The 23,098-nt window shown below is 36.6% G+C and carries 24 protein-coding genes, 1 pseudogene and 1 riboswitch; of the genes and pseudogenes, 10 read left to right on the top strand and 15 right to left on the bottom strand.

What is annotated here, in order from left to right; genetic code table 11:
- Nucleotides 1-126 precede the first annotated feature (126 nt).
- From ACODS7_RS21355 to ACODS7_RS21320, 8 genes are all read right to left on the bottom strand, one after another.
- The gene (locus ACODS7_RS21355) at nucleotides 127-1,350 is read right to left on the bottom strand and encodes a cation:proton antiporter (protein WP_243168823.1); all 1,224 of its coding nucleotides are present in this window, start codon (nucleotides 1,348-1,350) and stop codon (nucleotides 127-129) included.
- A gap of 3 nt (nucleotides 1,351-1,353) precedes the next feature.
- Nucleotides 1,354-1,851: a cation:proton antiporter regulatory subunit gene (locus ACODS7_RS21350; RefSeq protein WP_001026053.1), complete on the bottom strand. Its 498-nt coding sequence runs from the start codon at nucleotides 1,849-1,851 to the stop codon at nucleotides 1,354-1,356.
- A 33-nt stretch (nucleotides 1,852-1,884) separates the two neighbouring features.
- The gene (locus ACODS7_RS21345) at nucleotides 1,885-2,451 is read right to left on the bottom strand and encodes a tyrosine-type recombinase/integrase (protein ID WP_016079999.1); all 567 of its coding nucleotides are present in this window, start codon (nucleotides 2,449-2,451) and stop codon (nucleotides 1,885-1,887) included.
- Nucleotides 2,452-2,799: 348 nt separating this feature from the next.
- Nucleotides 2,800-4,650 (bottom strand): FtsX-like permease family protein, encoded by a 1,851-nt coding sequence (locus ACODS7_RS21340; RefSeq protein WP_243168822.1) that lies wholly within the window; start codon nucleotides 4,648-4,650, stop codon nucleotides 2,800-2,802.
- Between the two features lie 18 nt (nucleotides 4,651-4,668).
- On the bottom strand, nucleotides 4,669-5,430 hold the full coding sequence (locus tag ACODS7_RS21335; protein ID WP_000165835.1) for an ABC transporter ATP-binding protein: 762 nt from the start codon (nucleotides 5,428-5,430) through the stop codon (nucleotides 4,669-4,671).
- Between the two features lie 251 nt (nucleotides 5,431-5,681).
- Entirely contained in the window at nucleotides 5,682-6,704 is a 1,023-nt protein-coding gene (locus tag ACODS7_RS21330) for a DUF418 domain-containing protein (protein ID WP_088115289.1), read from the bottom strand.
- A gap of 136 nt (nucleotides 6,705-6,840) precedes the next feature.
- Nucleotides 6,841-6,990: a hypothetical protein gene (locus ACODS7_RS21325; RefSeq protein WP_001129340.1), complete on the bottom strand. Its 150-nt coding sequence runs from the start codon at nucleotides 6,988-6,990 to the stop codon at nucleotides 6,841-6,843.
- A gap of 15 nt (nucleotides 6,991-7,005) precedes the next feature.
- On the bottom strand, nucleotides 7,006-7,269 hold the full coding sequence (locus ACODS7_RS21320) for a YtzC family protein (RefSeq protein WP_000840869.1): 264 nt from the start codon (nucleotides 7,267-7,269) through the stop codon (nucleotides 7,006-7,008).
- Nucleotides 7,270-7,380: 111 nt separating this feature from the next.
- Here ACODS7_RS21320 and mnmL point away from each other — a divergent pair, with 111 nt between their 5' ends.
- The 4 genes from mnmL to ACODS7_RS21300 all read left to right on the top strand — a co-directional run bounded on the left by mnmL (nucleotide 7,381) and on the right by ACODS7_RS21300 (nucleotide 11,360).
- Nucleotides 7,381-8,340: a tRNA modification radical SAM protein MnmL/YtqA gene (mnmL, locus tag ACODS7_RS21315; protein WP_000868033.1), complete on the top strand. Its 960-nt coding sequence runs from the start codon at nucleotides 7,381-7,383 to the stop codon at nucleotides 8,338-8,340.
- Entirely contained in the window at nucleotides 8,337-8,909 is a 573-nt protein-coding gene (mnmM, locus tag ACODS7_RS21310; protein ID WP_029443458.1) for a tRNA 5-(aminomethyl)-2-thiouridylate-methyltransferase MnmM, read from the top strand. Before mnmL ends, mnmM begins: the two co-directional genes overlap by 4 nt.
- 355 nt (nucleotides 8,910-9,264) lie before the next feature.
- On the top strand, nucleotides 9,265-9,939 hold the full coding sequence (locus ACODS7_RS21305) for an aspartate/glutamate racemase family protein (RefSeq protein WP_243168821.1): 675 nt from the start codon (nucleotides 9,265-9,267) through the stop codon (nucleotides 9,937-9,939).
- A gap of 119 nt (nucleotides 9,940-10,058) precedes the next feature.
- Nucleotides 10,059-11,360, top strand: a complete 1,302-nt coding sequence (locus ACODS7_RS21300) for a PepSY-associated TM helix domain-containing protein (protein WP_029443460.1) — start codon at nucleotides 10,059-10,061, stop codon at nucleotides 11,358-11,360.
- Between the two features lie 35 nt (nucleotides 11,361-11,395).
- On the opposite strand, the gene ACODS7_RS21295 is transcribed toward ACODS7_RS21300, so the two are convergent.
- On the bottom strand, nucleotides 11,396-12,460 hold the full coding sequence (locus tag ACODS7_RS21295; protein WP_001102475.1) for a tetraprenyl-beta-curcumene synthase family protein: 1,065 nt from the start codon (nucleotides 12,458-12,460) through the stop codon (nucleotides 11,396-11,398).
- Between the two features lie 40 nt (nucleotides 12,461-12,500).
- Nucleotides 12,501-13,304 (bottom strand): alpha/beta hydrolase, encoded by an 804-nt coding sequence (locus tag ACODS7_RS21290; protein ID WP_243168820.1) that lies wholly within the window; start codon nucleotides 13,302-13,304, stop codon nucleotides 12,501-12,503.
- Nucleotides 13,305-13,378: 74 nt separating this feature from the next.
- On the opposite strand from ACODS7_RS21290, the gene ACODS7_RS21285 reads away from it, so the two are divergent.
- The 3 genes from ACODS7_RS21285 (at nucleotide 13,379) to ACODS7_RS21275 (ending at nucleotide 15,724) form a co-directional block, all read left to right on the top strand.
- On the top strand, nucleotides 13,379-13,891 hold the full coding sequence (locus ACODS7_RS21285) for a gamma carbonic anhydrase (protein ID WP_000640219.1): 513 nt from the start codon (nucleotides 13,379-13,381) through the stop codon (nucleotides 13,889-13,891).
- Between the two features lie 144 nt (nucleotides 13,892-14,035).
- The gene (locus ACODS7_RS21280) at nucleotides 14,036-14,569 is read left to right on the top strand and encodes a phosphatase PAP2 family protein (RefSeq protein ID WP_043935243.1); all 534 of its coding nucleotides are present in this window, start codon (nucleotides 14,036-14,038) and stop codon (nucleotides 14,567-14,569) included.
- Between the two features lie 12 nt (nucleotides 14,570-14,581).
- Complete coding sequence (locus tag ACODS7_RS21275) at nucleotides 14,582-15,724, top strand: glycosyltransferase family 4 protein (protein WP_050844603.1); 1,143 nt, start codon at nucleotides 14,582-14,584, stop codon at nucleotides 15,722-15,724.
- 278 nt (nucleotides 15,725-16,002) lie between these two features.
- Here ACODS7_RS21275 and ACODS7_RS21270 read toward each other — a convergent pair whose 3' ends face one another.
- Both ACODS7_RS21270 and ACODS7_RS21265 read right to left on the bottom strand, forming a co-directional pair.
- Nucleotides 16,003-16,605, bottom strand: a complete 603-nt coding sequence (locus tag ACODS7_RS21270) for a molybdenum cofactor guanylyltransferase (protein ID WP_016079988.1) — start codon at nucleotides 16,603-16,605, stop codon at nucleotides 16,003-16,005.
- Nucleotides 16,602-17,111, bottom strand: coding sequence for a MogA/MoaB family molybdenum cofactor biosynthesis protein (locus ACODS7_RS21265; protein WP_016079987.1), 510 nt, complete (start codon nucleotides 17,109-17,111; stop codon nucleotides 16,602-16,604). The genes ACODS7_RS21270 and ACODS7_RS21265 overlap by 4 nt, the downstream gene beginning before the upstream one ends.
- Before the next feature lie 236 nt (nucleotides 17,112-17,347).
- Between ACODS7_RS21265 and ACODS7_RS21260 the strand changes: the two genes are divergently transcribed.
- Nucleotides 17,348-17,527 (top strand): hypothetical protein, encoded by a 180-nt coding sequence (locus ACODS7_RS21260; protein ID WP_002123244.1) that lies wholly within the window; start codon nucleotides 17,348-17,350, stop codon nucleotides 17,525-17,527.
- Between the two features lie 196 nt (nucleotides 17,528-17,723).
- Here the strand turns inward: ACODS7_RS21260 and metK are convergent, their stop codons facing one another.
- Nucleotides 17,724-18,923, bottom strand: coding sequence for a methionine adenosyltransferase (gene metK, locus ACODS7_RS21255; protein ID WP_000163117.1), 1,200 nt, complete (start codon nucleotides 18,921-18,923; stop codon nucleotides 17,724-17,726).
- A gap of 169 nt (nucleotides 18,924-19,092) precedes the next feature.
- Nucleotides 19,093-19,214: riboswitch (SAM riboswitch) on the bottom strand.
- A gap of 228 nt (nucleotides 19,215-19,442) precedes the next feature.
- Between metK and pckA the strand changes: the two genes are divergently transcribed.
- The gene (pckA, locus tag ACODS7_RS21250) at nucleotides 19,443-21,029 is read left to right on the top strand and encodes a phosphoenolpyruvate carboxykinase (ATP) (protein ID WP_016079985.1); all 1,587 of its coding nucleotides are present in this window, start codon (nucleotides 19,443-19,445) and stop codon (nucleotides 21,027-21,029) included.
- A gap of 398 nt (nucleotides 21,030-21,427) precedes the next feature.
- Here the strand turns inward: pckA and ACODS7_RS21245 are convergent, their stop codons facing one another.
- Complete coding sequence (locus tag ACODS7_RS21245; RefSeq protein WP_000624926.1) at nucleotides 21,428-21,811, bottom strand: ATP synthase subunit I; 384 nt, start codon at nucleotides 21,809-21,811, stop codon at nucleotides 21,428-21,430.
- 279 nt (nucleotides 21,812-22,090) lie between these two features.
- Between ACODS7_RS21245 and ACODS7_RS21240 the strand changes: the two genes are divergently transcribed.
- On the top strand, nucleotides 22,091-22,312 hold the full coding sequence (locus ACODS7_RS21240; protein WP_000639042.1) for a hypothetical protein: 222 nt from the start codon (nucleotides 22,091-22,093) through the stop codon (nucleotides 22,310-22,312).
- Nucleotides 22,313-22,340: 28 nt separating this feature from the next.
- On the opposite strand, the pseudogene ACODS7_RS21235 reads toward ACODS7_RS21240, so the two are convergent.
- Nucleotides 22,341-23,048: pseudogene (locus ACODS7_RS21235) on the bottom strand (DMT family transporter); the annotation flags it as partial.
- Between the last annotated feature and the right edge of the window lie 50 nt (nucleotides 23,049-23,098).

Raw genomic sequence — 23,098 nt, 5'->3', positions numbered from 1 at the left:
TCGACCACAACTTGAAATATATCAGCGATTTTCTAAATATATCGACTTACCGACAAAAAACGACATCCGTAACAATATAGAAATAAGGGAGACTGCATAAAGTTCATGCAGTCTCCCTTATTTCTACTATCCAACTTCTTTTTCTCTCTTCGCACTTTCTTTAGCGCTCCATTTAAATATTTTATCTAATAAGGAATATATTCTCCCAGATTCTTTCGTTAACAAAGGTCCTAACGATGCCAATATTAAAACATACAAAGCTGAGAACGGTTTAATCGTTACCATTAAGCCGCCCACAATTCCAATATTAGCGACGATAATGGAAAATTCTCCGCGTGATACAAGTGTTAAACCGATATTTGTAGAAGCCTTATGTGATAACCCGGCTTTACGTCCCGCAACCATTCCAGCAGTAAAATTACCGATAAGAGTAATGAAAACTGCTCCTAATGCCAACCACACTGCTCCTCCAAGCGAAAATGGGTCTATACTTAAACCGAAGCTGAAAAAGAATATAGCTCCAAAGAAATCACGAAACGGAACAACGAGCTGTTCAATTCGATCACTATGCTCTGTTTCAGAAAAGACGAGCCCTAATAATAATGCTCCAATCGCCTCTGCAACATGAATCGTTTCTGAAAATCCTGCTACGAAGAACAAAATAGCGAATATTACGATAATAAAAATTTCATTGGATGAAATATCTAACATTTTATTTAAAAATCGTGTAGCTTTTCTAGCAACTACAAAGAATAGTAACATATATCCTACTGCTATTAAAATGGATGTAAGAGCACCTACAAATGACGTTGCCCCTCCGAGTACTAATCCTGAAACGACTGATAAATATACCGCTAAAAAGATATCGTCAAACATAATGATTCCTAAAATTAGCTCCGTCTCTTTATTACCAGATCTTCTTAAATCAACAATTACTTTCGCAACAATTGCACTCGATGAAATTGTTATGATCCCAGCAATAATTAATGTTTCTAATAAGGGGAAACCCATTATATATCCGTAAAGTAAACCTAATATAAAATTAAGCGATATATGAACAGTTCCCCCAAAAGCAATTGATTTTCCTGATTTAATTAATTTTTTAATTGAGAATTCTAAGCCTAAATAGAATAAGAGGAATATAACGCCAACACGGCCGAGGAAGGAAATAACTTCTCCGCTTTCAATAAATCTTAAATCGATAAGCCCTAAATCTGGGGCATGAGGCCCCACTAGCATACCGAGTATAATGAGAAACGGAATAATCGAGAACTTTAACTTTGCAGCGAGAATAGCTGCAAAAGCGACTAATACTAACGCAGTTCCAACTTCAAAGATTAAAGTATCCATCGATTATGAATCCCCTCCTACTGAAAGCAACTCATTAATGATTCTTTTTACTTCATGTCTTTCGCCTGATAATACAAGCATATCGCCAGCTTCAATGATAGAATCTGGGCCTGGATTAAAGAACTTCTTCATATTCTTTTTCAAAATGGCAATGATTGTTACATTATATGTGTTTCGGACATGTAAACTACCAATTGTTTTTTGTACGACTGGTGCATTATTTTCCACCTTAAACCACTCTATTGATAATCCTTCAAAAGCCATTTCAATCGTATCTAAAGCTTGTGGTCTATATACCATTCCGCCCAATATAGCTGCAATTTGTCTCGCTTCGGAATCACGAAGAGAGACGCTTGAAATACTCTCCTCATGATCCGCATCAAAATGGTACATTTCTCTTCGGCCATCATCATGAATAACGATAACCATCTTTTCATTACCTTTTGTAATCACTTCAAACTTACATCCAATACCCGGCAGTTCACTCTCTCTAATATTCATATTTTCCGCCCCCTAATTTTTTAGTTACGGCTTTTATAAATCGACATCAATCTCCGTTTTAAAGGTTTCATCTTTTGAGATACCTAAATACTTTAACGTCTCTGATGGAGTCGCGTGATGAAAATGTTTTTGCAATAGCGCAATCGCTATCCCTCTTTTGTATGCATGAAATCCAAACGTTTTTCGCATTGAATTCGTTCCGATTTTACCAACAACTCCAACTGCTTCTGCAGCATTATGAATTACACGATACGCTTGTTGGCGCGTAATTGAATTTGGCGTTTTATTAGATTGAAATACGTAATTTTCTCTTTTAACGCCAATAGATTGTACGTAATCTAAAAGCGCTTCTTTTACTTTTGTATTTAAATAAATATCTTGTTTAAATTTTTCATCTTTCACAGGAAGAGTATAAAACTCTTTAACAGTCCCGTCTTCATGTAATACATCTTCAAATTTCATACTAAGTAGTTCTGTAATTTTTAATCCTGTGTTAATTCCAATAACAAATAAAAGATAATCTCGCTGGGAGTGCTCTTTTAAATATTTTTTCATAGCCTCAATTTGGTTTATATCTTTTAATGCCTCTACAACTTCCATACATGTATTCTCCTCATCTTATGAACGGTAATTTTCTCATCATGTTGTCCATTTTACCTTATCATGCTATGAGATTTCCATGTATTATCCATTATTTTCACAATATACTTTTGTGATCCAAGCAGTTTTCAATTTGGAAATTTACAATTGTACAAATACGTTGTGGTTAGAAAAGAAATAGGGGATAAAAGTTCAGCTTCTTTCTATAGATTGGATTCCTCCTTTCCTTATCAAGCTGCTTCTACTTTTATATTACGTTACTTATTTACATTATATTATACATTTCAGTAACATTAAAGTGTTTTTTCTGAAAATAATAAAAACCGAGCGATTTCGCTCGGTTTTTTATTAATCTTCTTTCGGAAGAACAATTCCTTTATACAATTGAACTGTAATAAGGTAATAAATCGTGTAAATAACTACGAAAATTATGATTGGTACCCAAATACGGAAGTACGGATCGACTAAAATAAATCCGAAAATATTCATACCAACTAATACGTGAGCGATACCCACAATTGCTGGGAATAAGAATACTAAGAATAACTCTTTATAAATTGATTTCGTTAATAATTCACGGCGTACACCGATTTTACGAAGCATTTGATAACGCGTAATATCTTTTGATGCACCAGAAAGAATTTTGAACATAAGACAGCTTGCCATCATTGCTAAGAAAGCAATTCCAAGGAAGAAGCCCATAAACACTGTTCCGCTCGCAAGACCGTAGAACATGTCATACACTTGATATTTACTACTCATTTGCTCAGCTTTTATATTTTTATATTTAGCTAGCTGCAACTCGTCAAGTTTTTTCCATTCTTTTGTGTGTGCTACGAAATCGCCTGTTTTTCCAGTAAATACGATTCCTTCTTTACCATTTACAGTATCGTACATTTTTTGATCTACAATTTTAATGGCACGATCTTGGTATATATAATATGGTTGGATTGTTCTAAATGCCTCATCCCATTCTTCAGGCATTGCTTTTTCATTTTGAGTTTGTTCTGAGCTCACTCCTGCTACTGTACCTACTGGAGCCTCTCCTGAAATTTCTTTATATTTACCGAAATTCTCTTTACCTACACCATTTCGAATAAATGGCTTATGTTTCTCTAAATCTTCTTTTACATAATAAATATATTTGTCGTCTACTTTATAACGATACTCAGCTTTACTTTTAAATGATATGCCCTCTAAAATTTTCTTCTCTTCGGCTGTAGGATTATGAATAACTGAATCATAAATTTCAAATCCATCAACCGTTTTTATAACGTTATTTTTAAACGCCATACCACCTGAAATTGCACCAGCTCCAAGAGCAACTAACATTGCTACCGTAGCAAGCACTTTCGTTAAGCTATTAATACGGAAATTTAATTGTGCAAATGTAAAAGCATTAAGTCCTTTTTCACTACGCTTTTTATTACTCTTTAACTTTTTAATAATGACTGGAAGGAGTGATCCAAATAGCATGTAAGTACCTGCTGTTGTTGTAATTAATGCAATAAGGATTCCCATTTCTCTTAGTTTTTCCATGTAAATCATTGATGCATAGCCAATCCCTAATAAAATAACCGCTAGGAATGCAACTAAACCTGTCATTTTGCCTTTTACTGCAACACGCTCTGTTTGCGCATCTGCATGTACAAGTTGCAGTACAGAAATACGTGATAATTTAATACTGTTCATAATTGCTGATAATATAAATAGCGCAAAGAAGAAGATGCAAGTAACAGTCATAGATGGCAGGTAGAATGCTTTATAGCCTTCACCAGCAAATTCTAATTGTTTCATTAATAACTGTCCGATACCTTCTGCAAGTCCTACCCCAACCACAAGTCCAATTGCAAGAGAAGCAGCACCTAATACAATCGTTTCAATAAACATAAGTAATGTAACTTTATGTTTTTTCGCTCCTAACATCATATACATACCAAACTCTTTTTGACGAAGAGATAATAAGAAAGAGTTCGCATATAAAATATAGAAGAACGTTATGATAGCTAATAAAAATGAACCTGCTTGGAATACGAATCCAATTGATTGAATAACTGAGTTGGATTCGATAAACGCTTTATTCAGCGCTAACGTTTGAAACATATAAAAAATTGAGATAGACATGACAAGACCGACAAGTAAGACGATATAATCTTTCAGCTTACTTTTTAGCCCTGACATGGAAAGTTTGAATAACATGCTCTAGAACCTCCTTTCTTACGCTTTTTGTGTACCTAAGTCCGCAAGCACATCTAAAATTTCTTTATAAAACTCTTCACGTGTACCGTCGCGGTGAATTTCTTTATATAGCTCACCATCTTGAATGAATAAAATACGCTGACAGTAACTTGCACTATACGGATCATGTGTAACCATCATAATAGATACGCCTTGATCTTTATTTAAGTTTGTCATCGCATCAAGTAAACTCGTTGCATTTTTAGAATCAAGCGCTCCTGTTGGCTCGTCCCCTAAAATAATTGCAGGCTCATGTACTAAAGCACGCGCTGCTGCTGAACGTTGTTTCTGTCCACCAGATACTTCAGATGGATACTTTTGAAGAATTTCTGTAATCCCTAACATATCCGCTACTTTTTCTACTTTCGGTCCAATATTACGTGACGCGACACCTTGAAGAGATAATGGAAGTGCGATGTTTTCATAAATAGATAAGTTCTCTAATAGGTTAAAGTCTTGGAAAATGAATCCTAATTTTTGTGAACGGAAATCAGAAAGTTCACCTTGCTTCATTTTCGTAATATCCGTACCCGCAATTTCAACAACGCCGCCCGTTGCTTTATCAAGTGTTGAAATTACGTTTAATAATGTCGTTTTACCAGAACCAGATGGTCCCATAATCCCTACAAACTCACCCTCTTGAATTGAGAATGAAACACCTTTTAACGCATGTGATTGGTTCTCACCTTTTTTACCGTACACTTTTTGGACGTTTTTCACGTCTACAACTGGTTTCGTCATATATATCCTCCTACGCTTGTTTTTCCATTACCTATTTTGCGCTTTTTAGAGGCGAACTGCTATTTGTTAACATTACATTTACCTTACACTTTTGTAATATAAAAAAGATAGGTGTGTAAGGTTCGTTGATAAATGAAATTTTATTAGCGATTTTCAATATATATCGGCGATCCGCGAAGGAATAGCGACTTACCGAAAAAGATGACAATAAAAATGGGCTGTTCCACAAAAGGAACAGCCCACCTCTCTCTCTATTTCTTTAAAGGTGTTACCGTCCAATAGGTAATAACACGCCAAATCCATTCTAATGGACCCATTTTAAAGATTTTCATCCAAATTACGCTAAATACAATTTGAATTGCATAAATTGCAATACATACATATAACGTCTGCATGTAAGTCAAGTTTTCTGCAAAGTTAAATACACTTCCTGCGATTAAAATCATTGCAGTTTGTCCAATATAATTCGTTAAAGCCATTCGGCCATAATATTTCAGTGGCGCTAACAATGTTTGAACTGGTTTTAATTGAAGTAATAAAATTAATGCTCCAACATAGAAAGCTGAAATAATCGGTCCAACTGTAACACCAATTTTTAAAAATTGGCTTGCAGCATTCATTGTTCCATCCTCATTCTCAAGTATCATATTTATAAATGGTTCAGCAGGAACGTGCCCATATTGATACCATACAGCTATGACACTTAAAACAAACATAATACCTGTAAAAATAGCGACTTTCTTTATATTTTGCGCGAGATTTTCAAATACACGATATTGTCCTGCAGCAAGCCCTAATAAAATTAAGCCAAGTGGTAATAGTTCTTTAACTCCCATTACACTGAAGGCAATTGTCAAAATAAGTCCTAGTACTAGGTTCACTTCTTTTTTCGCTTTATAAAACGGTAAAACGATTAATCCGCAAATTGCGTATAACGCCAGCGCTTCGCCAGGCTGAAACATTTGATGAATTAAACCAAAAATAAATAATGCTACTAAGCGACGTAAAAATAAAACATAGCCATTTTTCCCTTTCGCAATCGCTCTTGAAATAAAGATATAAAATCCTACTCCAAATAAGAATGAGAAGATTGAGAAGAAACGACCTTCTACAAATAAGTATAGAAACCTTTGATAGCTCGCATCCACTGTATTAGGATCTGGGATTTTAATGTTAAGTAATGCGAGAATATTTACTAAAATAATCCCCAGTAGTGCAAAGCCACGAATGTAATCTAACTCATCAATTCGTTTGTTTGTAATATTGTTCCCCATAAAGCAGCTCCTTGTCCAAAATTTAATCCTCCCTTACTCTACTGGAAAAGGACAATTACAACTATCGGCAAACCTTACAGGAATCTTACATTATTGTCATATAGCAAAATAAAACCAGGTCATATTGCGACCTGGTCTACTCTGATTGTTTCGACTTTTGAGGTTGTCCTTTTTTACTATTACGCTGTTTTACTTGAACAATCGGATCAAGTTCATTCGAAAACTCAGCGTTATGTCCATTTTGCGTTTTTTGCTCTGGGTTATTTTGATCTGAACGTTTCGCCATTACATTCACTCCTTATTAGTGCGGTGTAATAATCATTTGATGTTGCAATTGGCGAATTGCCATACGTGCTCTATTTAATTGCTCACGTTGCTCATCATTCGCATGTTGTTGCATCGTTTGTAAATCGTTATATGCTTGTTCTAATTGCAACTGCGCATCCGAATACTCCATCGTATTATAATGCTCTTGTCTCATACCTTGGTCTAATTGTTCTTTCGCATATTCCACCGCTTGTTCCGCTTGTGTAATATACGATTCAAGTGATTGACGCTCTGCCATAATTGTCCCTCCTTGCTTCAATTCCCCTTTAGTGTGTCCCTTCCTTATGAACCTTATGAGTATGTTATAATGGATTTTGTGTTATTTTGACTCGGCTTAGGAGGGAAAGTAATGAAGGTTCAAAACCCTTTTCCATATACAAACGACAATAAACGTTATCATACATGGAATTATCATTTACGAAATGAATTTGGTGAAAAAATCTTTAAAGTTTCATTAGATGCTGGCTTCGATTGCCCGAACCGTGACGGTACAGTTGCTTATGGCGGTTGTACATTTTGCAGCGCTGCTGGATCTGGTGACTTCGCTGGCGATCGCCGCGATGATGTTATAACGCAATATCATGAAATGAAAGAAAAAATGCGCTCAAAGTGGAAAGATGGAAAATGTATCGCTTATTTCCAGGCTTACACAAATACACATGCACCACTTGAAGTGTTAAAAGAAAAATTCGAACCGCTTCTAGCAGAAAAAGACGTTGTCGGTCTTTCTATCGCAACTCGTCCAGATTGTTTACCAGACGATGTTGTTGAATATTTAGCGGACTTAAATAAACGCACTTACCTTTGGGTTGAACTCGGACTACAGACTGTTCATGAACGTACTGCAAATCTTATTAATCGCGCTCACGATTATCCGTCTTATGTGGAAGGTGTAAATAAATTACGTAAGCACGGCATTCGAGTTTGTTCTCATATTATTAACGGCCTTCCACTTGAAGATTACGACATGATGATGGAAACAGCTCGTGAAGTAGCGAAGCTTGACGTACAAGGAATTAAAATCCACTTACTTCACTTATTAAAAGGAACGCCAATGGTGAAGCAATATGAAAAAGGACAACTCGAGTTCCTTTCTCTTGAGGATTACGTAAGTCTCGTTGTTGACCAACTTGAAATTATTCCAGAAGACGTAATTGTGCACCGTATCACAGGTGACGGTCCACCTGATTTAATGATTGGCCCAATGTGGAGCTTAAATAAATGGGAAGTATTAAATTCCATCGATGCAGAATTTGTGCGCCGCGGAAGCTGGCAAGGAAAATATGCAAATGAGGAGAAACAAAAATGAAATTAGAACGTGTATTACCGTTTGCTCGCACTCTCTTGCAAACAGCAGTAAAGGAAGGCGATTACGCTGTAGATGCAACTTTAGGAAACGGCCATGACACTTGCTTCCTAGCTGAAATCGTTGGAGATAACGGAAAAGTATTTGGATTTGATATTCAAAAAGAGGCAATTGAAAGCTCAACAACTCGTCTAAAAGAAAAAAAGCTTTTTGAACGTACTGTTTTAGTTCACGATAGTCACGATACGCTTCTATCCGTATTACCGGAAGATGCAAAAGGAAAAGTAACAGGCGCAATTTTCAACTTAGGTTACCTTCCAGGCGGAGACAAGCATATCGTTACAAAACCGAACTCAACAATCTCAGCGATCGAACAATTATTAGAAGTAATGGCACCTGAAGGTATCATCGTCCTTGTTATTTACCACGGACACCCAGAAGGACAAGTAGAACGCGACGCTGTGCTTACATTTGCTGAAGAACTAGACCAAAAACAAGCACACGTACTGCGATACGGCTTCATTAACCAGCAAAATAACCCACCATTTATTGTGGCGATTGAGAAGCGATAAAGTGAAACTTTAATCAGTGGGGGCATCCCCACTGATTATTAGTTGAACCAATCGGGCATTTATGGGCCGTTTATCTCCCACCTAACCTCTTTGCTCCAGGCGAATTTTAAGGTGGGAGTTTTACTGCCCGTTAATGCGGGGTAATATATCAACGATTTTTCAATTATATCTATCGTAACTCAGGATATATCAACGATTTTTTCGATATATCTATCATAACTTACAATATATCAACGATTTCTCGGATATATCGATTGTTCGACAAAACGTAACAAAAAAAGACGTGCATTCACTGCACGTTTTTTTGTTATCCTCCTATATAATGGATATATACAATCTTAAAGGAGACAAACCAATGATCGGAATACTAGCAGGAATGGGACCAAAATCAACTGGACCATTCGTCGATATAGTTGTAGCAAGGTGCCAAACAATATACGAAGCAAAGCATGATATGGACTTTCCTCATATGATGATTTACTCGTGCCCAACACCGTTTTACATGGATCACCCTATTGATCACGAAGCGATGAAAAAAGCGATTATTGAAGGAGCACAAAAACTTGAAAGTACTGGCGCAAGCTTTATCGCTATGCCGTGCAATACGGCGCATCTTTATTTTGAAGAATTACAGCGATCTCTTTCTATTCCTATTTTGAATATAGTTGATGAGACGTTAAAAACAATTCCTGAAAATACAAAAAGAGTTGCTCTTCTCGCAACAGAAGCAACTGTTCAAGCTGGGATTTACCAAGATGGGATTGCAAAACGTAATATAGAGTACATTCATCATGAAAAATGGCAGGAAATGATTAATCAAATTATTACTTGGATTAAATCTGGAGAGAGTGAAGAAGCTCGCGAATTGTGGAATGCGCTCGTTTTACAGTTGGAAGATGAAGTAGATACTGCAATTATCGCATGTACCGATTTGAATGTGGTGGCGAGTGAGGATTTTGTTGATTCTGCTCAATGTCTTGCGAAAGCGGTTGTTGAGATGTATTTATCAAATAAGAAGAAATATTTATAAATGTTGAAACCCCTAAAAACTTTTAACTTTCTTCACAATTCTTTCAAAGTAATCACACTTAATCTCGCTATATTAAATAAGTAGTTATTCATATAGGGAAGGTTAGGGGAACTGAAAGTATGAAACAAAATCGTTCGCTTCATTACATTTTTTGGCGTTGGCATTTTTATGCTGGGCTTTTTATTACGCCGCTTCTTATTACTTTGTCACTAAGCGGAATTGGGTATTTATTTCGGGAGGAAGTTGAAGATTTCATCTATAAAGATTTATATTTTGGGAAGAGTGCTCAAACAGAATCTATTTCGATGTCTGATTCTATTTCCTTAACAGAGAAAAAATATCCACATTATAGCGTGGCGAAAATTAGTGAATTTAATGGGGATTATAATACGAGACTTACGATTGCAAATGAGTATACTGGGCAACAAAAATATGTGTATTTAGATAGTAATAATCAAATTGTTGGGGATCAAAACGCAAGTGAAACATTTGCCAATATAATGAGGGAATTACATAGTTCTCTTTTAGTTGGTGGCACTGTCGTCAACTATACTGTAGAACTTGCGGCATGCTGGACAATCTTTTTAATCGTAACCGGATTGTACATGAGTATACGCCAATTCAAAAACACACCCTCATCCAATAAGCGAGAGAAAGCAAAAAGACGTCATTCTATTATCGGTATTATATTTACAATTCCTCTCTTTCTGCTAATCGCATCTGGATTGCCATGGTCAGGATTTATGGGGAACCAAATTTATAAAATTGCATCTTCTAATGAATCACTCGGATATCCAAAATTGTACATGGCACCGCCTGAATCAAAGGTAAAAGAATTGCCGTGGGCAACAAGAAAAGAAGCTCCTCCTGAATCGAATTCAAATGAACCTAAAGCAATTTCTGTCGATGAATTACAAAAAGGAATTGAAATAAAGAAGCCATATGTTATTTCACTACCAGCTGATCCGAAAGGTGTATTCACTGTTTCGAAATCGAGCGGTTCTGGTATTACAGGGATGCATGTTGCACCAAGTGAAGAGATAACAGCTTACTTTGATCAATATAGCGGGGAACTCATTTCAAAAACGGACTATCGTGATTATGGATTACTTGCACAATGGTTCACTTACGGTATCCCGCTTCATGAAGGACATTTATTCGGATGGCCAAATAAAATATTATGCTTACTAACGACATTATCTCTACTACTTCTCATTTATTACGGAATAAAAATGTGGTTAGCAAGAAAGCCGAAAGGAAAATTAGCAGCACCTCCAAAACAAAGAGATAAGAAAAGTATATTCGTTTTCTTTATCATGATGGTTATACTAGGCGCTGTCATGCCTTTATTCGGACTATCTGTTTTAGTTATTTTTGCAATTGAACTTCTCATATATGTATTTTCAAAAATACGGTCATAATAAAAAAAACCACTCTACATGAGTGGTTTTCTTCATCACTGCGCCATTTTCTTTCGGTACATCTTCCCGTTCCAATAGAAGAATCGTGAAGTGAGACCTCCGTATTTTACAATGCGCCGTGCCATTTTGTGCATATTCTTTTGTGCTGATACTTTTTGGTCTGATAAATAAATACCAAGTAATCCTCGGCTTATGAGACGATGAAACTTCGCATGAGGTAAATCACCAATGCTCTTCTCTGCTTCTTCTACAAAGTGTTTCATACGATCTAATATCGCTTGCTCGTTTTCATAATAACTACAGAAATTCAAATCCCCGCCGATACGATCTTCTTCTTGATCGATGAAATAATCAAGTAAGATGTGAAGTCCTTGTACGTAAGGGAAGTATCCTTGTCTAATTTTCGCAATATCTTCATCATGTAATTCATCATGAAATGCATATGCTACAAGACAGAAAATTCCAAGCGTAGAACCGGCACATGCTGAAAATTCAAACCAGCTCATCTCAGGTAAGTTTTCTTTATGTGCTTCAAACCATGTTTTCAGGCGCGGTTCTCTTTCTTCTAACTTCACGTGTTTATGAATTTGTAAATCACAATAATAACAAGCAAGTTCATGAAGAACAGGAGCAATTTTGTCATAGTGCTTCGTTTTCTTTAAAACATCTTGGCACGTTTCAACAAGTTCATCTAAATAACCACCATCATCTTGATCATCACGATAGCGATAATAATTACCGCCACCTTCTACTTCAGGTGATAATGCCATTAACATAGATTCATGCAGTGCGGCAAAATCATTTGGGTCAAGTGATGTACTGCGGTCACATAAATTATCTAAATAATCGCTGATTGTTTGATACGCTACGATAAAACGAATGCATTCCTCTCGGTGTTCATTTGCTAGCAGCGATAAAATGCCACCACCCTCACAATGAAACGTTTTATGCTCAATACTTGCGATTGCCTGACTATGAAGCTCATCATTCGGAATATGGTAGGCACGCTCTTTCCACATCGCTAGCTCATGGTGTACAACCGGAAACACATCACGGTATACTTTCGCCATGAGCGTTATGGGATTACTCGGTACGTTCACTTCTTCCTTCATCTCCTCTATTAAATGTACAAATAATGATTTATTTGTTTGTTTTTACTATATTATTGACATGTATTTCAGTAAATGACTGAATATAATTCAAAATTTCATCACGCTCATACTCATTTAATAACTCGTGATAACAATTCGGCCATTCTTTATATGCCTTATCACCTATTTTAACATTATCAAACCACATGCGGACACGTGTTTTATCTACAAGTTTATCCTCACATGCTTGCATTAGCAAGAGCGGAACGTCTGGAAAATCGTCTATTTTTTTATGAGCAATTTCGATAGACTTAATCAATTCACTATACCAACGTACTGATACTTTGCGCAAGAACAATGAATCATTCTCCATTGCATCTCTCACTTCATGATTCCTTGTTGACATTTCCACCGTAAGATTCGTTGCAAATTGCAATTTTGGAGCCACAACATTTAATATTTTTGAAGCAAATTGAAGTGGAGCAGAAGGTCCGGCTGCTACACCTAAACATGGCGAACTTAAAACAATACCATCTACATCCTCTCTCTTCGTTTCTTGCATCATACGAATGACGATAAGACCGCCCATACTATGACCAAATAAAAAGATAGATAACCTATACTTTCTTGCTTCTTTCACCCATAATTTAACTTCCTCTATGTATTCATCAAATGAATCAATATGTCCTCTATTTCTTGAAGTCGTTCCATGTGACGGAAGGTCCCCCATCACGACGTGGTAGCCGATATGATTCCACACTTCCGCAACGGCTTCGTAACGTCCGTGATATTCCATTGCGCCGTGCACGATAACAATGACAGCTTTCGCTTCCTCTGCTTCATAATTCCACATACGGACCTCCTCCATTTCACTCTTTCTCATAATTTGATACACTAAAACTAGTCTCTAGGAAAGGAAGACTTTACATGATATATCCTTACAAAGAAAAAAATCCAAAAATTTCGAGTAGTGCTTTTATCGCTGACTATGTTACGATTACAGGCGATGTTTCCGTTGGCGAGGAATCAAGTATTTGGTTTAATACAGTCATCCGTGGTGATGTGTCACCAACAATAATCGGAGACCGAGTAAATGTACAAGACCAATGTACACTCCACCAAAGCCCTCAGTATCCTCTTATTTTAGAAGATGATGTTACAGTTGGGCATCAAGTTATTTTACATAGCTGTCATATTAAAAAGGATGCTTTAATTGGAATGGGATCCATTATATTAGATGGTGCTGAAATTGGCGAAGGAGCTTTTATCGGCGCTGGAAGCCTCGTTTCACAAGGAAAGAAAATCCCGCCAAACACGTTAGCTTTCGGTCGTCCCGCGAAAGTCATTCGTGAATTAACAGAAGAAGACCGTAAAGATATGGAGCGTATTCGTACGCAGTATGTTGAAAAAGGTCAATATTATAAATCACTACAAAAATGATTTTACTGCTGCCATAATACTGGCAGCTTTTTTTATATAAAAACTAACTTTTTCTTTACAAAACATTATTACTCCCTCAACAAAATCTTATTAAAATAAAAGCTAATATCTCCATATATATGTAAACGAGGGAGGAAAATTTTCATGAAGGTCAGTGGATTATATAAAATAGAATGTTACATTTTTAAAGGAATTAATCGCTACTTTGATCAAAAAACATTAAATATCTTTTTCAGCAATATTACCCATATCGGTGGTGCTACTTTCTCCATTACACTTACACTTTTCTTTTTAATTTTTGCAAAAGGGACTTTACACCAAGCGGCAATCGCTACTGCTATTTCTTTAGCAATTAGCCATATTCCTGTACAAATATTAAAAAGGTGGTATCCACGAAAACGTCCTTATTTAACAATTCAGGATGCGAAATATCCAGTCCATCCATTAAAAGACCACTCTTTCCCGTCTGGTCATACAACAGCCGTTTTCTCTGTCTTCATTCCATTTATTTGCTATAATCCAAGCTTACTTGCTTTCCTATTACCGTTAGCATTATGCGTCGGTATTTCTCGTATTTATTTAGGGCTTCACTATCCGTCAGATGTATTCGTCGGCATGTGCCTTGGCACTTGCTCTGGCATCATCTCTTTTTATCAATTCATCCCACTTTTCACATAAAGGAGTGATATGATGAGAGTCGCCATTTTTACCGATACTTTTACGCCACAAGTTAACGGGGTTGCGAAAACGTTAGAACGATTAACAAGTTACTTTCAGAAAGAACAGATCGCCTATTCTGTTTTCGCCCCTCAACATACAGCTGAAGATAATTTCGTGGCTAATGTGAACAAGATGAGAAGTATCCCGTTAACAATATTATATCCAGAATGTCGCTTTTCTTTTCCTACTCCGCGTATTAAACGGGAACTTCATTCCTTTAAACCTGACATTATTCACATTGCCACACCTTTCAACATGGGACTTTGTGGACTGTATTACGCCAAAAAGTTAAACATCCCAGTTGTCGGTTCTTATCATACTGATTTCGATGCGTATTTACGCTATTACAAAATTGAATTTCTCACCAATATGCTTTGGAACTATTTAAAATGGTTTCATAGTCATATGCAAAAAAATTTCGTTCCCTCCCCTGAAACATTACATCAATTAAAAAATAAAGGCTTTCAGGCCCTCTCCATTTGGGGACGTGGTGTAGATTGCACACTCTTTCATCCAGCTTACAATACAGACCTATTCCGAAAAAAATATAATATTACAGCGAAGTATGTTCTTTCCTATGTAGGACGAATTGCTCCTGAAAAAGATATTGATACGTTGCAAAACCTTATCGTTAAAACATCGCATACTCGAAACGACATTCATTGGCTCATCGCAGGAGACGGACCTCTAGCAACAAATTTGCGTGAAGCTGTTCCGCAAACAAATGTCACTTTTACTGGCTACTTACAAAGTGCAGATTTAGCCGCTGCATATGCTTGTTCTAACATAATGGTATTTCCATCAGCTACTGAAACATTCGGAAATGTTGTACTTGAATCACTCGCATGTGGCACACCTGTCATTGGTGCAAATAGTGGCGGGGTTAAAAATATTATTACAGATGGAAAAACGGGAATTCTTTGTCCCCCTAAAAATGAGGATGCATTTCTATCATCCATTTATTCTTTATTGCAAAATGAAGAAAAACTTGAGCAAATGGGAATAGCAGCTTCATCTTTTGCGAAATCAAAAAGCTGGGATGAGATCTTTCGCGCCTTACTTAACCAGTATGAAGAAGTCCTTCAGCATACCGCATCAGAGTTACTTGCTTAAACAGAAAAACTCCCTTCAAAAACGAAGGGAGTTTATTACACACTTGTGAATTTTAGTTAAATGAATGATACATAAGGTGAAATATCATTTATTTACATATTCATTATAGCAAAAATAAACATAACTAAACAGACTTGTAATAAAAAAACCATAAAAATTAATATATGGTTATACAGTGTTTTTGCTGTATAATGATTTTAAGAATTCCCCTTAAAATCAACTTACTCACATACCTTTATACAGCAATTGTTCCCCAATTCTGTATATCAAAAAACCTTTCATTCATTTGAAAGGTCTTTTTGAGCCTGCACATATTCTTCTTTTGTATTTACATTTATAAACCAATCTGTATTCGCTTGTACATCTTCTCCAGCAACATACTTCACATTACATTGTGATAAAAGCTGCCCCATACTTCTTTTCTCTTCCTGAAGTAAAGCATAAATCTTTTCTTTCACGCGGTTATGATACGCTGCAAGTAGCGGCTGTTTTCTTCCATTAATAATAGGTACAACCGCATCATATTCATTGCTCGTTTGCTCTAGTAAAATGGTAAACCATTCATGCGAAACATTTGGCGCATCGCAAGGCATAATAGCGTACCAATCTGCTTCTATGTATTCCATTCCTGATACAATGCCGGCAAGCGGCCCATTTCCTTTATAGTGCGGAATATCTTCTATAACAGGAACTTGTACGAATTGCTCTACTCGCTCTTTTATATCAGAGTGACTGATGACTACAACTTCTTGGAGCGCACTTGTCATCACTTTCAAAATAAGCTCAATAAAAGTACTATCTCGCCAGCTCGCTAACGCTTTTGGCTCACCGAATCTACTCGACATACCGCCCGCTAATACAATTCCAGCCCACTTACTCATTGGCGATGCAGCTCAAATGTAATATGGCCTAATTCCGGTAAAATTAATTTATTCATCGCAAGACGAACCGCTCCGCTCGACCCTGGCATCGAGAAAACTACTTTACGTCCAATTGTACCGCCGATTGCTCTACTTAACATTGCGCTGCTTCCGATATCTTCTAAATAACTAATCATGCGGAACAGCTCACCAAACCCGACAATCTCTTTATCTAATAATGCTGACACTGCTTCGATTGTTACATCACGCTTCGTAATACCAGTACCGCCATTTGTTAATACAACATCTACGTCTTCCCTATGATAACCAGCTAACACTGCTTGCTGAATACTTTCTTTATCATCTTTTACAATTTCATAAGAGGTCACTGTATGTCCTGCCTCTTTTAATAATTTATGTAATAATTGTCCGCTCTTATCTGTTTCTTCCGTACGTGTATCGGAAATCGTAACAATCTTGCAACGCACTTCTTTTGGAGCTTGTTTTTTATGTTCAGTTACACTCATTTTGTATCTTTCCTTTCTTAAAGACTTTTCTTCATTTTATCATACATATCTTTACACAATTATATATGAAGCCAATCATGCGCCATGATACAATATAAGTATACTAACCCACAAAAAGGAAAGTGCACTTTCTTATACTCCTAGACTACACATCTTTAGCTACTCCTTATATTTTCTACATAATAGAATTCAATTTTAAAACTTGTACTAAAAAATAAATTGGAGGTCTACATATTATGGAACTATATAAAAAATTAACAACAACATTTATCCTCTTATTCATCGCTTCAATCACTGTCGGCTTTTCCTTAAAAGGCGCAATTCCATACGCTACATTAGTAAGCATTATATTCGCGACACTATTTTTACTAAGCAGTGCCTTTTGCGCAGGAAAAGCACGTCAATTGAAAGGTTGATTGCATATGTTCCAGAAGAAACCCACCCTTTCTAAATCATGTAAAAAGGAAATAAAAACGTATGAAAAGGCATGACTAATATGAAAAAGTATATTGAGCTAGATGGAGAAGTATATTGTAGTTCATGCATTCAAATTGTAAGTAAAACGAAATAAAAAAAGCTTTGCGCTCACCGCGCAAAGCTTTTTTTCATATATTATAGACCAGCTTGCTCTTTTAAAGCTGCAGCTTTGTCTGTACGTTCCCATGAAAGATCTACATCAGTACGTCCGAAGTGGCCGTAAGCTGCTGTTTGTTTGTAAATTGGGCGACGTAAGTCTAGCATTTTAATAATACCAGCTGGGCGAAGATCGAAGTTGTTACGAACTAGTTCTACTAGTACGTCTTCAGATACTTTACCTGTGCCGAATGTATCAACTGAAATTGATACTGGTTGTGCTACACCGATTGCGTATGCAAGTTGTACTTCTGCTTTGTCAGCAAGACCAGCTGCTACGATGTTTTTCGCAACATAACGAGCTGCATATGCTGCAGAACGGTCAACTTTTGTTGCATCTTTACCAGAGAATGCACCGCCACCGTGGCGAGCGTATCCACCGTAAGTATCAACGATGATTTTACGTCCTGTTAAACCAGCATCACCTTGTGGTCCACCAATTACGAAGCGGCCAGTTGGATTAATGAAGAATTTCGTTTCTCCATCCATTAATTCTGCTGGTACTACAGCTTTAATTACGTGCTCTTTTAAGTCGCGATCGATTTCTTCCCATGTAACATCTGGATGATGTTGTGTAGAAATTACGATAGTATCAACACGTACTGGTTTACCATTTTCATCATACTCAACTGTAACTTGCGTTTTTCCATCTGGACGTAAGTATGATAATGTATCATCTTTACGTACTTCAGTTAAACGGCGAGCTAATTTGTGAGCAAGCGAGATTGGAAGTGGCATTAATTCTTGTGTTTCATTACATGCAAAACCAAACATTAAACCTTGGTCTCCTGCACCAATTGCCTCAATCTCAGCGTCAGTCATTTGACCTTCGCGTGCTTCTAGCGCTTGGTCAACACCCATAGCGATGTCAGCAGACTGCTCATCGATAGATGTTAAAACAGCACAAGTTTCTGCATCGAATCCGTATTTTGCGCGTGTGTAACCAATGCCTTGAATTGTTTCACGAACGATTTTCGGAATATCTACGTAAGTAGAAGTCGTAATTTCCCCCGCTACCAATACTAAACCAGTTGTTACAGTTGTTTCACAAGCTACACGTGCATTTGCGTCTTTTGATAAGATCGCATCTAAAATTGAATCAGAAATTTGGTCACAAATTTTATCTGGATGTCCTTCAGTTACAGACTCAGATGTGAACAGATGACGTTTTTTTGTCATGTGGTAAACCTCCCTACAGTAATTGTATATATTGTACGGAACTCATCCTTAATTTGCCACAAACTGCGACATACATTTATTCTCCCACACAAGCATACAGAAAAACCTTTCCTACTTTACATAGAGGAAAGGTTTAATTTGCTACTTGCATACTGCTTTTTGCCCTTCGCTCTTATCGTTCGAGACCTGTAGCCTCGCACAGGTTTTAGCACCTATTCACCTGTATTTATCAATACAAGTGAGGTTGCTGGGCTTCATCGGGCCTGTCCCTCCGCCAGCTCGGGATAAGAGAGTATCCGTCCCAACCTATACTAAAGAAATGATATTCATTTGTCAATTAATATTCACATTTTCCTGAAAGTTTTTCTCAATACGCCTGAAATGAAATATTAATAGGGAAATAATGCATTCACACAAACAAAAAGAAATAAATAGTATACATTATTTATATAATTGTGTTATACTCTTGTTGGGGATTACGAGAAATATTTCATTAAATGAAAAGGATGGTATATAAATATGAGTACTGTGAATGTCCAAATTGGTTTACACGAATTATTGAACGGAAGCAATGCACAGATTCAACTAAGTGTTCCGCAATTAGTGGAAAAAGTATTAATGCGAAATGAAGGGAAATTAACTTCTACTGGTGCCGTTTCTGCTTCAACAGGAAAATATACAGGACGTTCTCCTAAAGATAAATTTATTGTGAAAGAAGCATCGGTTGCTGACAAAATTGCTTGGGGAGCTGTGAACCAACCGATTTCTGAAGAACATTTTAATAAATTATATACTAAAGTTTTAGAATACTTAAAAGAAAAAGAAGAGTTATTCGTCTTCAAAGGATTTGCAGGCGCTGACCGCAATTACCGCCTACCAATTCAAGTTATTAATGAATATGCATGGCACAATTTATTTGTACATCAATTATTCATTCGTCCAACTGAAGAAGAATTAACAACTCATGAGTCAGGGTTCACAATTGTTTCTGCACCGAACTTCAAAGCTGATCCAGCTGTTGACGGTACAAACTCTGAAGCATTCATTATGGTTTCATTCGAAAAACGTATTGTACTAATTGGTGGTACAGAATACGCTGGAGAAATGAAAAAATCAATCTTCTCTATTATGAACTTCTTACTACCTGAACAAGATATTCTTTCTATGCATTGCTCTGCAAACGTAGGTGAAGAAGGTGACGTAGCACTATTCTTCGGTTTATCTGGAACAGGTAAAACAACTTTATCTGCTGATCCGAACCGTAAATTAATCGGTGATGATGAACACGGTTGGTCTGATAACGGTGTATTCAATATTGAAGGCGGTTGCTATGCAAAATGTGTAAACCTTTCTCACGAGAAAGAACCACAAATTTTCGATGCAATCAAATTTGGATCTGTTTTAGAAAACGTTATCATTAATGAACAAACGCGTATCGCGGACTACAACGATACTACTTTAACAGAAAATACTCGTGCTGCATACCCTATGCATGCGATCGACAATATCGTACTGCCAAGTGTTGCTGGACACCCAAATACAATTATTTTCTTAACTGCTGATGCATCTGGCGTATTGCCTCCAATCAGTAAGTTATCAAAAGAGCAAGCTATGTATCATTTCTTAAGTGGTTACACTAGTAAACTAGCAGGAACAGAGCGCGGCGTTACATCTCCGCAAGCTACATTCTCAACTTGCTTCGGTTCACCATTCTTACCACTTGATGCATCTCGCTACGCTGAAATGCTTGGTGAAAAAATCGAGAAACACGATGCGAAAGTATTCCTAGTAAACACTGGCTGGACTGGCGGCGAATATGGCGTTGGTAAACGTATGAACTTAGGTTATACTCGTGCAATGATTCAAGCAGCATTAAGCGGCGAACTTGCAAAAACTGAAACAGCTAAACATGACATCTTCGGTCTTGAAGTTCCACTTCACGTACCAGGTGTACCTGACGAAGTGTTAATGCCTGAACAAACTTGGGCTGATAAAGCTGCTTACAAAGCAAAAGCAATCGAGCTTGCAAATGAATTCAAAGAGAACTTCAAAAAGTTCGAAAGCGTTTCTGAAGATATTATTAACTTAGGCGGCCCAATCGCTTAAATTAAAACTTTCTGTTGAAATAACCCTTTACTCATATGAATAAGTGTCGTGTAACCGTAAAGTTTCGCGTACTCACCGACAAAACCCAATGCGGCTTAACGGTTACACACACTTACATAAAAAAGAAGCTTACGTTTTTACGTAAGCTTCTTTCTATATACTCTTATAGCTTCTACTCTTCGCTAAATCCTCTATTCCACCTAAAGACTGTCCAAGCACAATTTTTAATTTATATACTCAAATTTTCACACGTACACATCATGGATTCAAACATATTAACTACTTTCCTACCCACTACATCTTCTGGGTTTACGACGAATGGGGCTTAAATAGGCACTGACCGCTTCTATCCCACGCCAGATCCTCTATTCCATCTATAAAGTATCTTTTTATCTTTTTTAACTCTTCGTTAGTTCTTTCTCATCTTTCATGCTATAGTATCCTAAATTCACAACGATTAAGAAATAACCACCCATAATCCCTACTGCAAATGCCCACATAACCATGTGGTGCTCAATTTCGTACATAATAATAGCACCCAAAATGGCAGCTGCAAAACGGTTAAACATACCGAGTGTCGGTGCTTTCGTCTTCTTTACAATACTATCTCCAAGCTTCTCAATTCTTCTCCCTAAAAGCCAAACGCAATACATACTTACAATAAGCCCAATTCCAGCGCCTAAAAAGTGTGCTGAAAACGGTGTTAACATCCAACCTAGTAACAAAATACCTAGTATATAATACGATTGGATTTTAAATGATCTTAGTGACATACTAATCATGCTGTACCCCTCTTCATTCGTTCTTATCTATCCAACAAAAAATTTCTTTCAAATTCATATTCCTTACATCCATTTCACTCAAATCAAAAACAACATAAACCGTATGTTTATGTTGTTTAAATGTTTTTAGGAAATAATATTATACAAGATTTCGAACATCATATTCTCATATTTTGTGACGGTTTTCCAAACTTTTTTCGTCCATTTATGAAAAAAATGATATCAATCTATGAACATACGGATATGATGTAATAAGCACACAAATAAAGGGGGCGTCTAATGATTTATTTTTTAATGGCTCTCATTCACCTCATTATCCCTGCACTTATCGGACTTTCATTGTATTGGTACACGAAAAATCATAGCATTTTTTACGCTGTCCTCGGTGTTCTTCTTCCTGGTATTATTCTTATTACACTCTTCCGTATTCCATTTTTAAACTTAATCCCACTTATTACTGCTATCTTATTTCTCATCTTCTTACCAAAAATAAAAAAATAGGAAAGCAGATCATAGGTGATCTGTTTTCCTATTTTGATATAGGTTCCCCTGCAATAGAATGAACTTTTACTTTCTCCGATTTCACAAACCATAGACCGACAAAAATGATAATTCCACCGATGATCTGTTGAAACGATACATATTCATTTGCCCAGACAGCTGCAAATAAAACAGCTACAAGCGGCGTTATATACATATATACCATCGTATGTGACGCCCCAATTTTTTGAACACCAACATACCACATCACTAAGCCGAATACTGTGACAAAGAAAATAGAATATAGTAAAGCAAATAGTGTCATTCCGTGAGTAATTTGAAATGGCATGACAAACACATGCGGACCACTTAACAATAATAGCGGAATCGCACCCACTAATGCAGACCATGTAGTAACACGTAATGCTGAATATTTTTTAATTAATGGTCCTGCTAAAACAGGATAAAGCCCCCAGCATATTGATGTAATAAGTCCAATTCCATTGCCATAAAAAGAACTAGTAAGTGAATGTCCTGCTACTAAAACTAATGCTGCACCAACAAAAGCAATCATAGAACCGATTAACTTTCGAGAAGAAAAATTTTCTTGTTTCAGAAAAATCGCAAATACAGTTGTAAAAATAGGTGATATAGAAATGAGTAAAGAGGCATTTGTAGCGGATGTATATTTGACAGTTTCCATAAATAACGTTTGATACAGTACAATACCTACAACGCTAACGATGATTAATCTATATAAGTTACGTTTAATATTTTAACAATTGTTCAGTTCCTAACCTTTGAAGC

This window comes from Bacillus sp. FG16, assembly GCF_057809515.1.
This window is presented reverse-complemented; position numbering and strand designations above follow the sequence as displayed.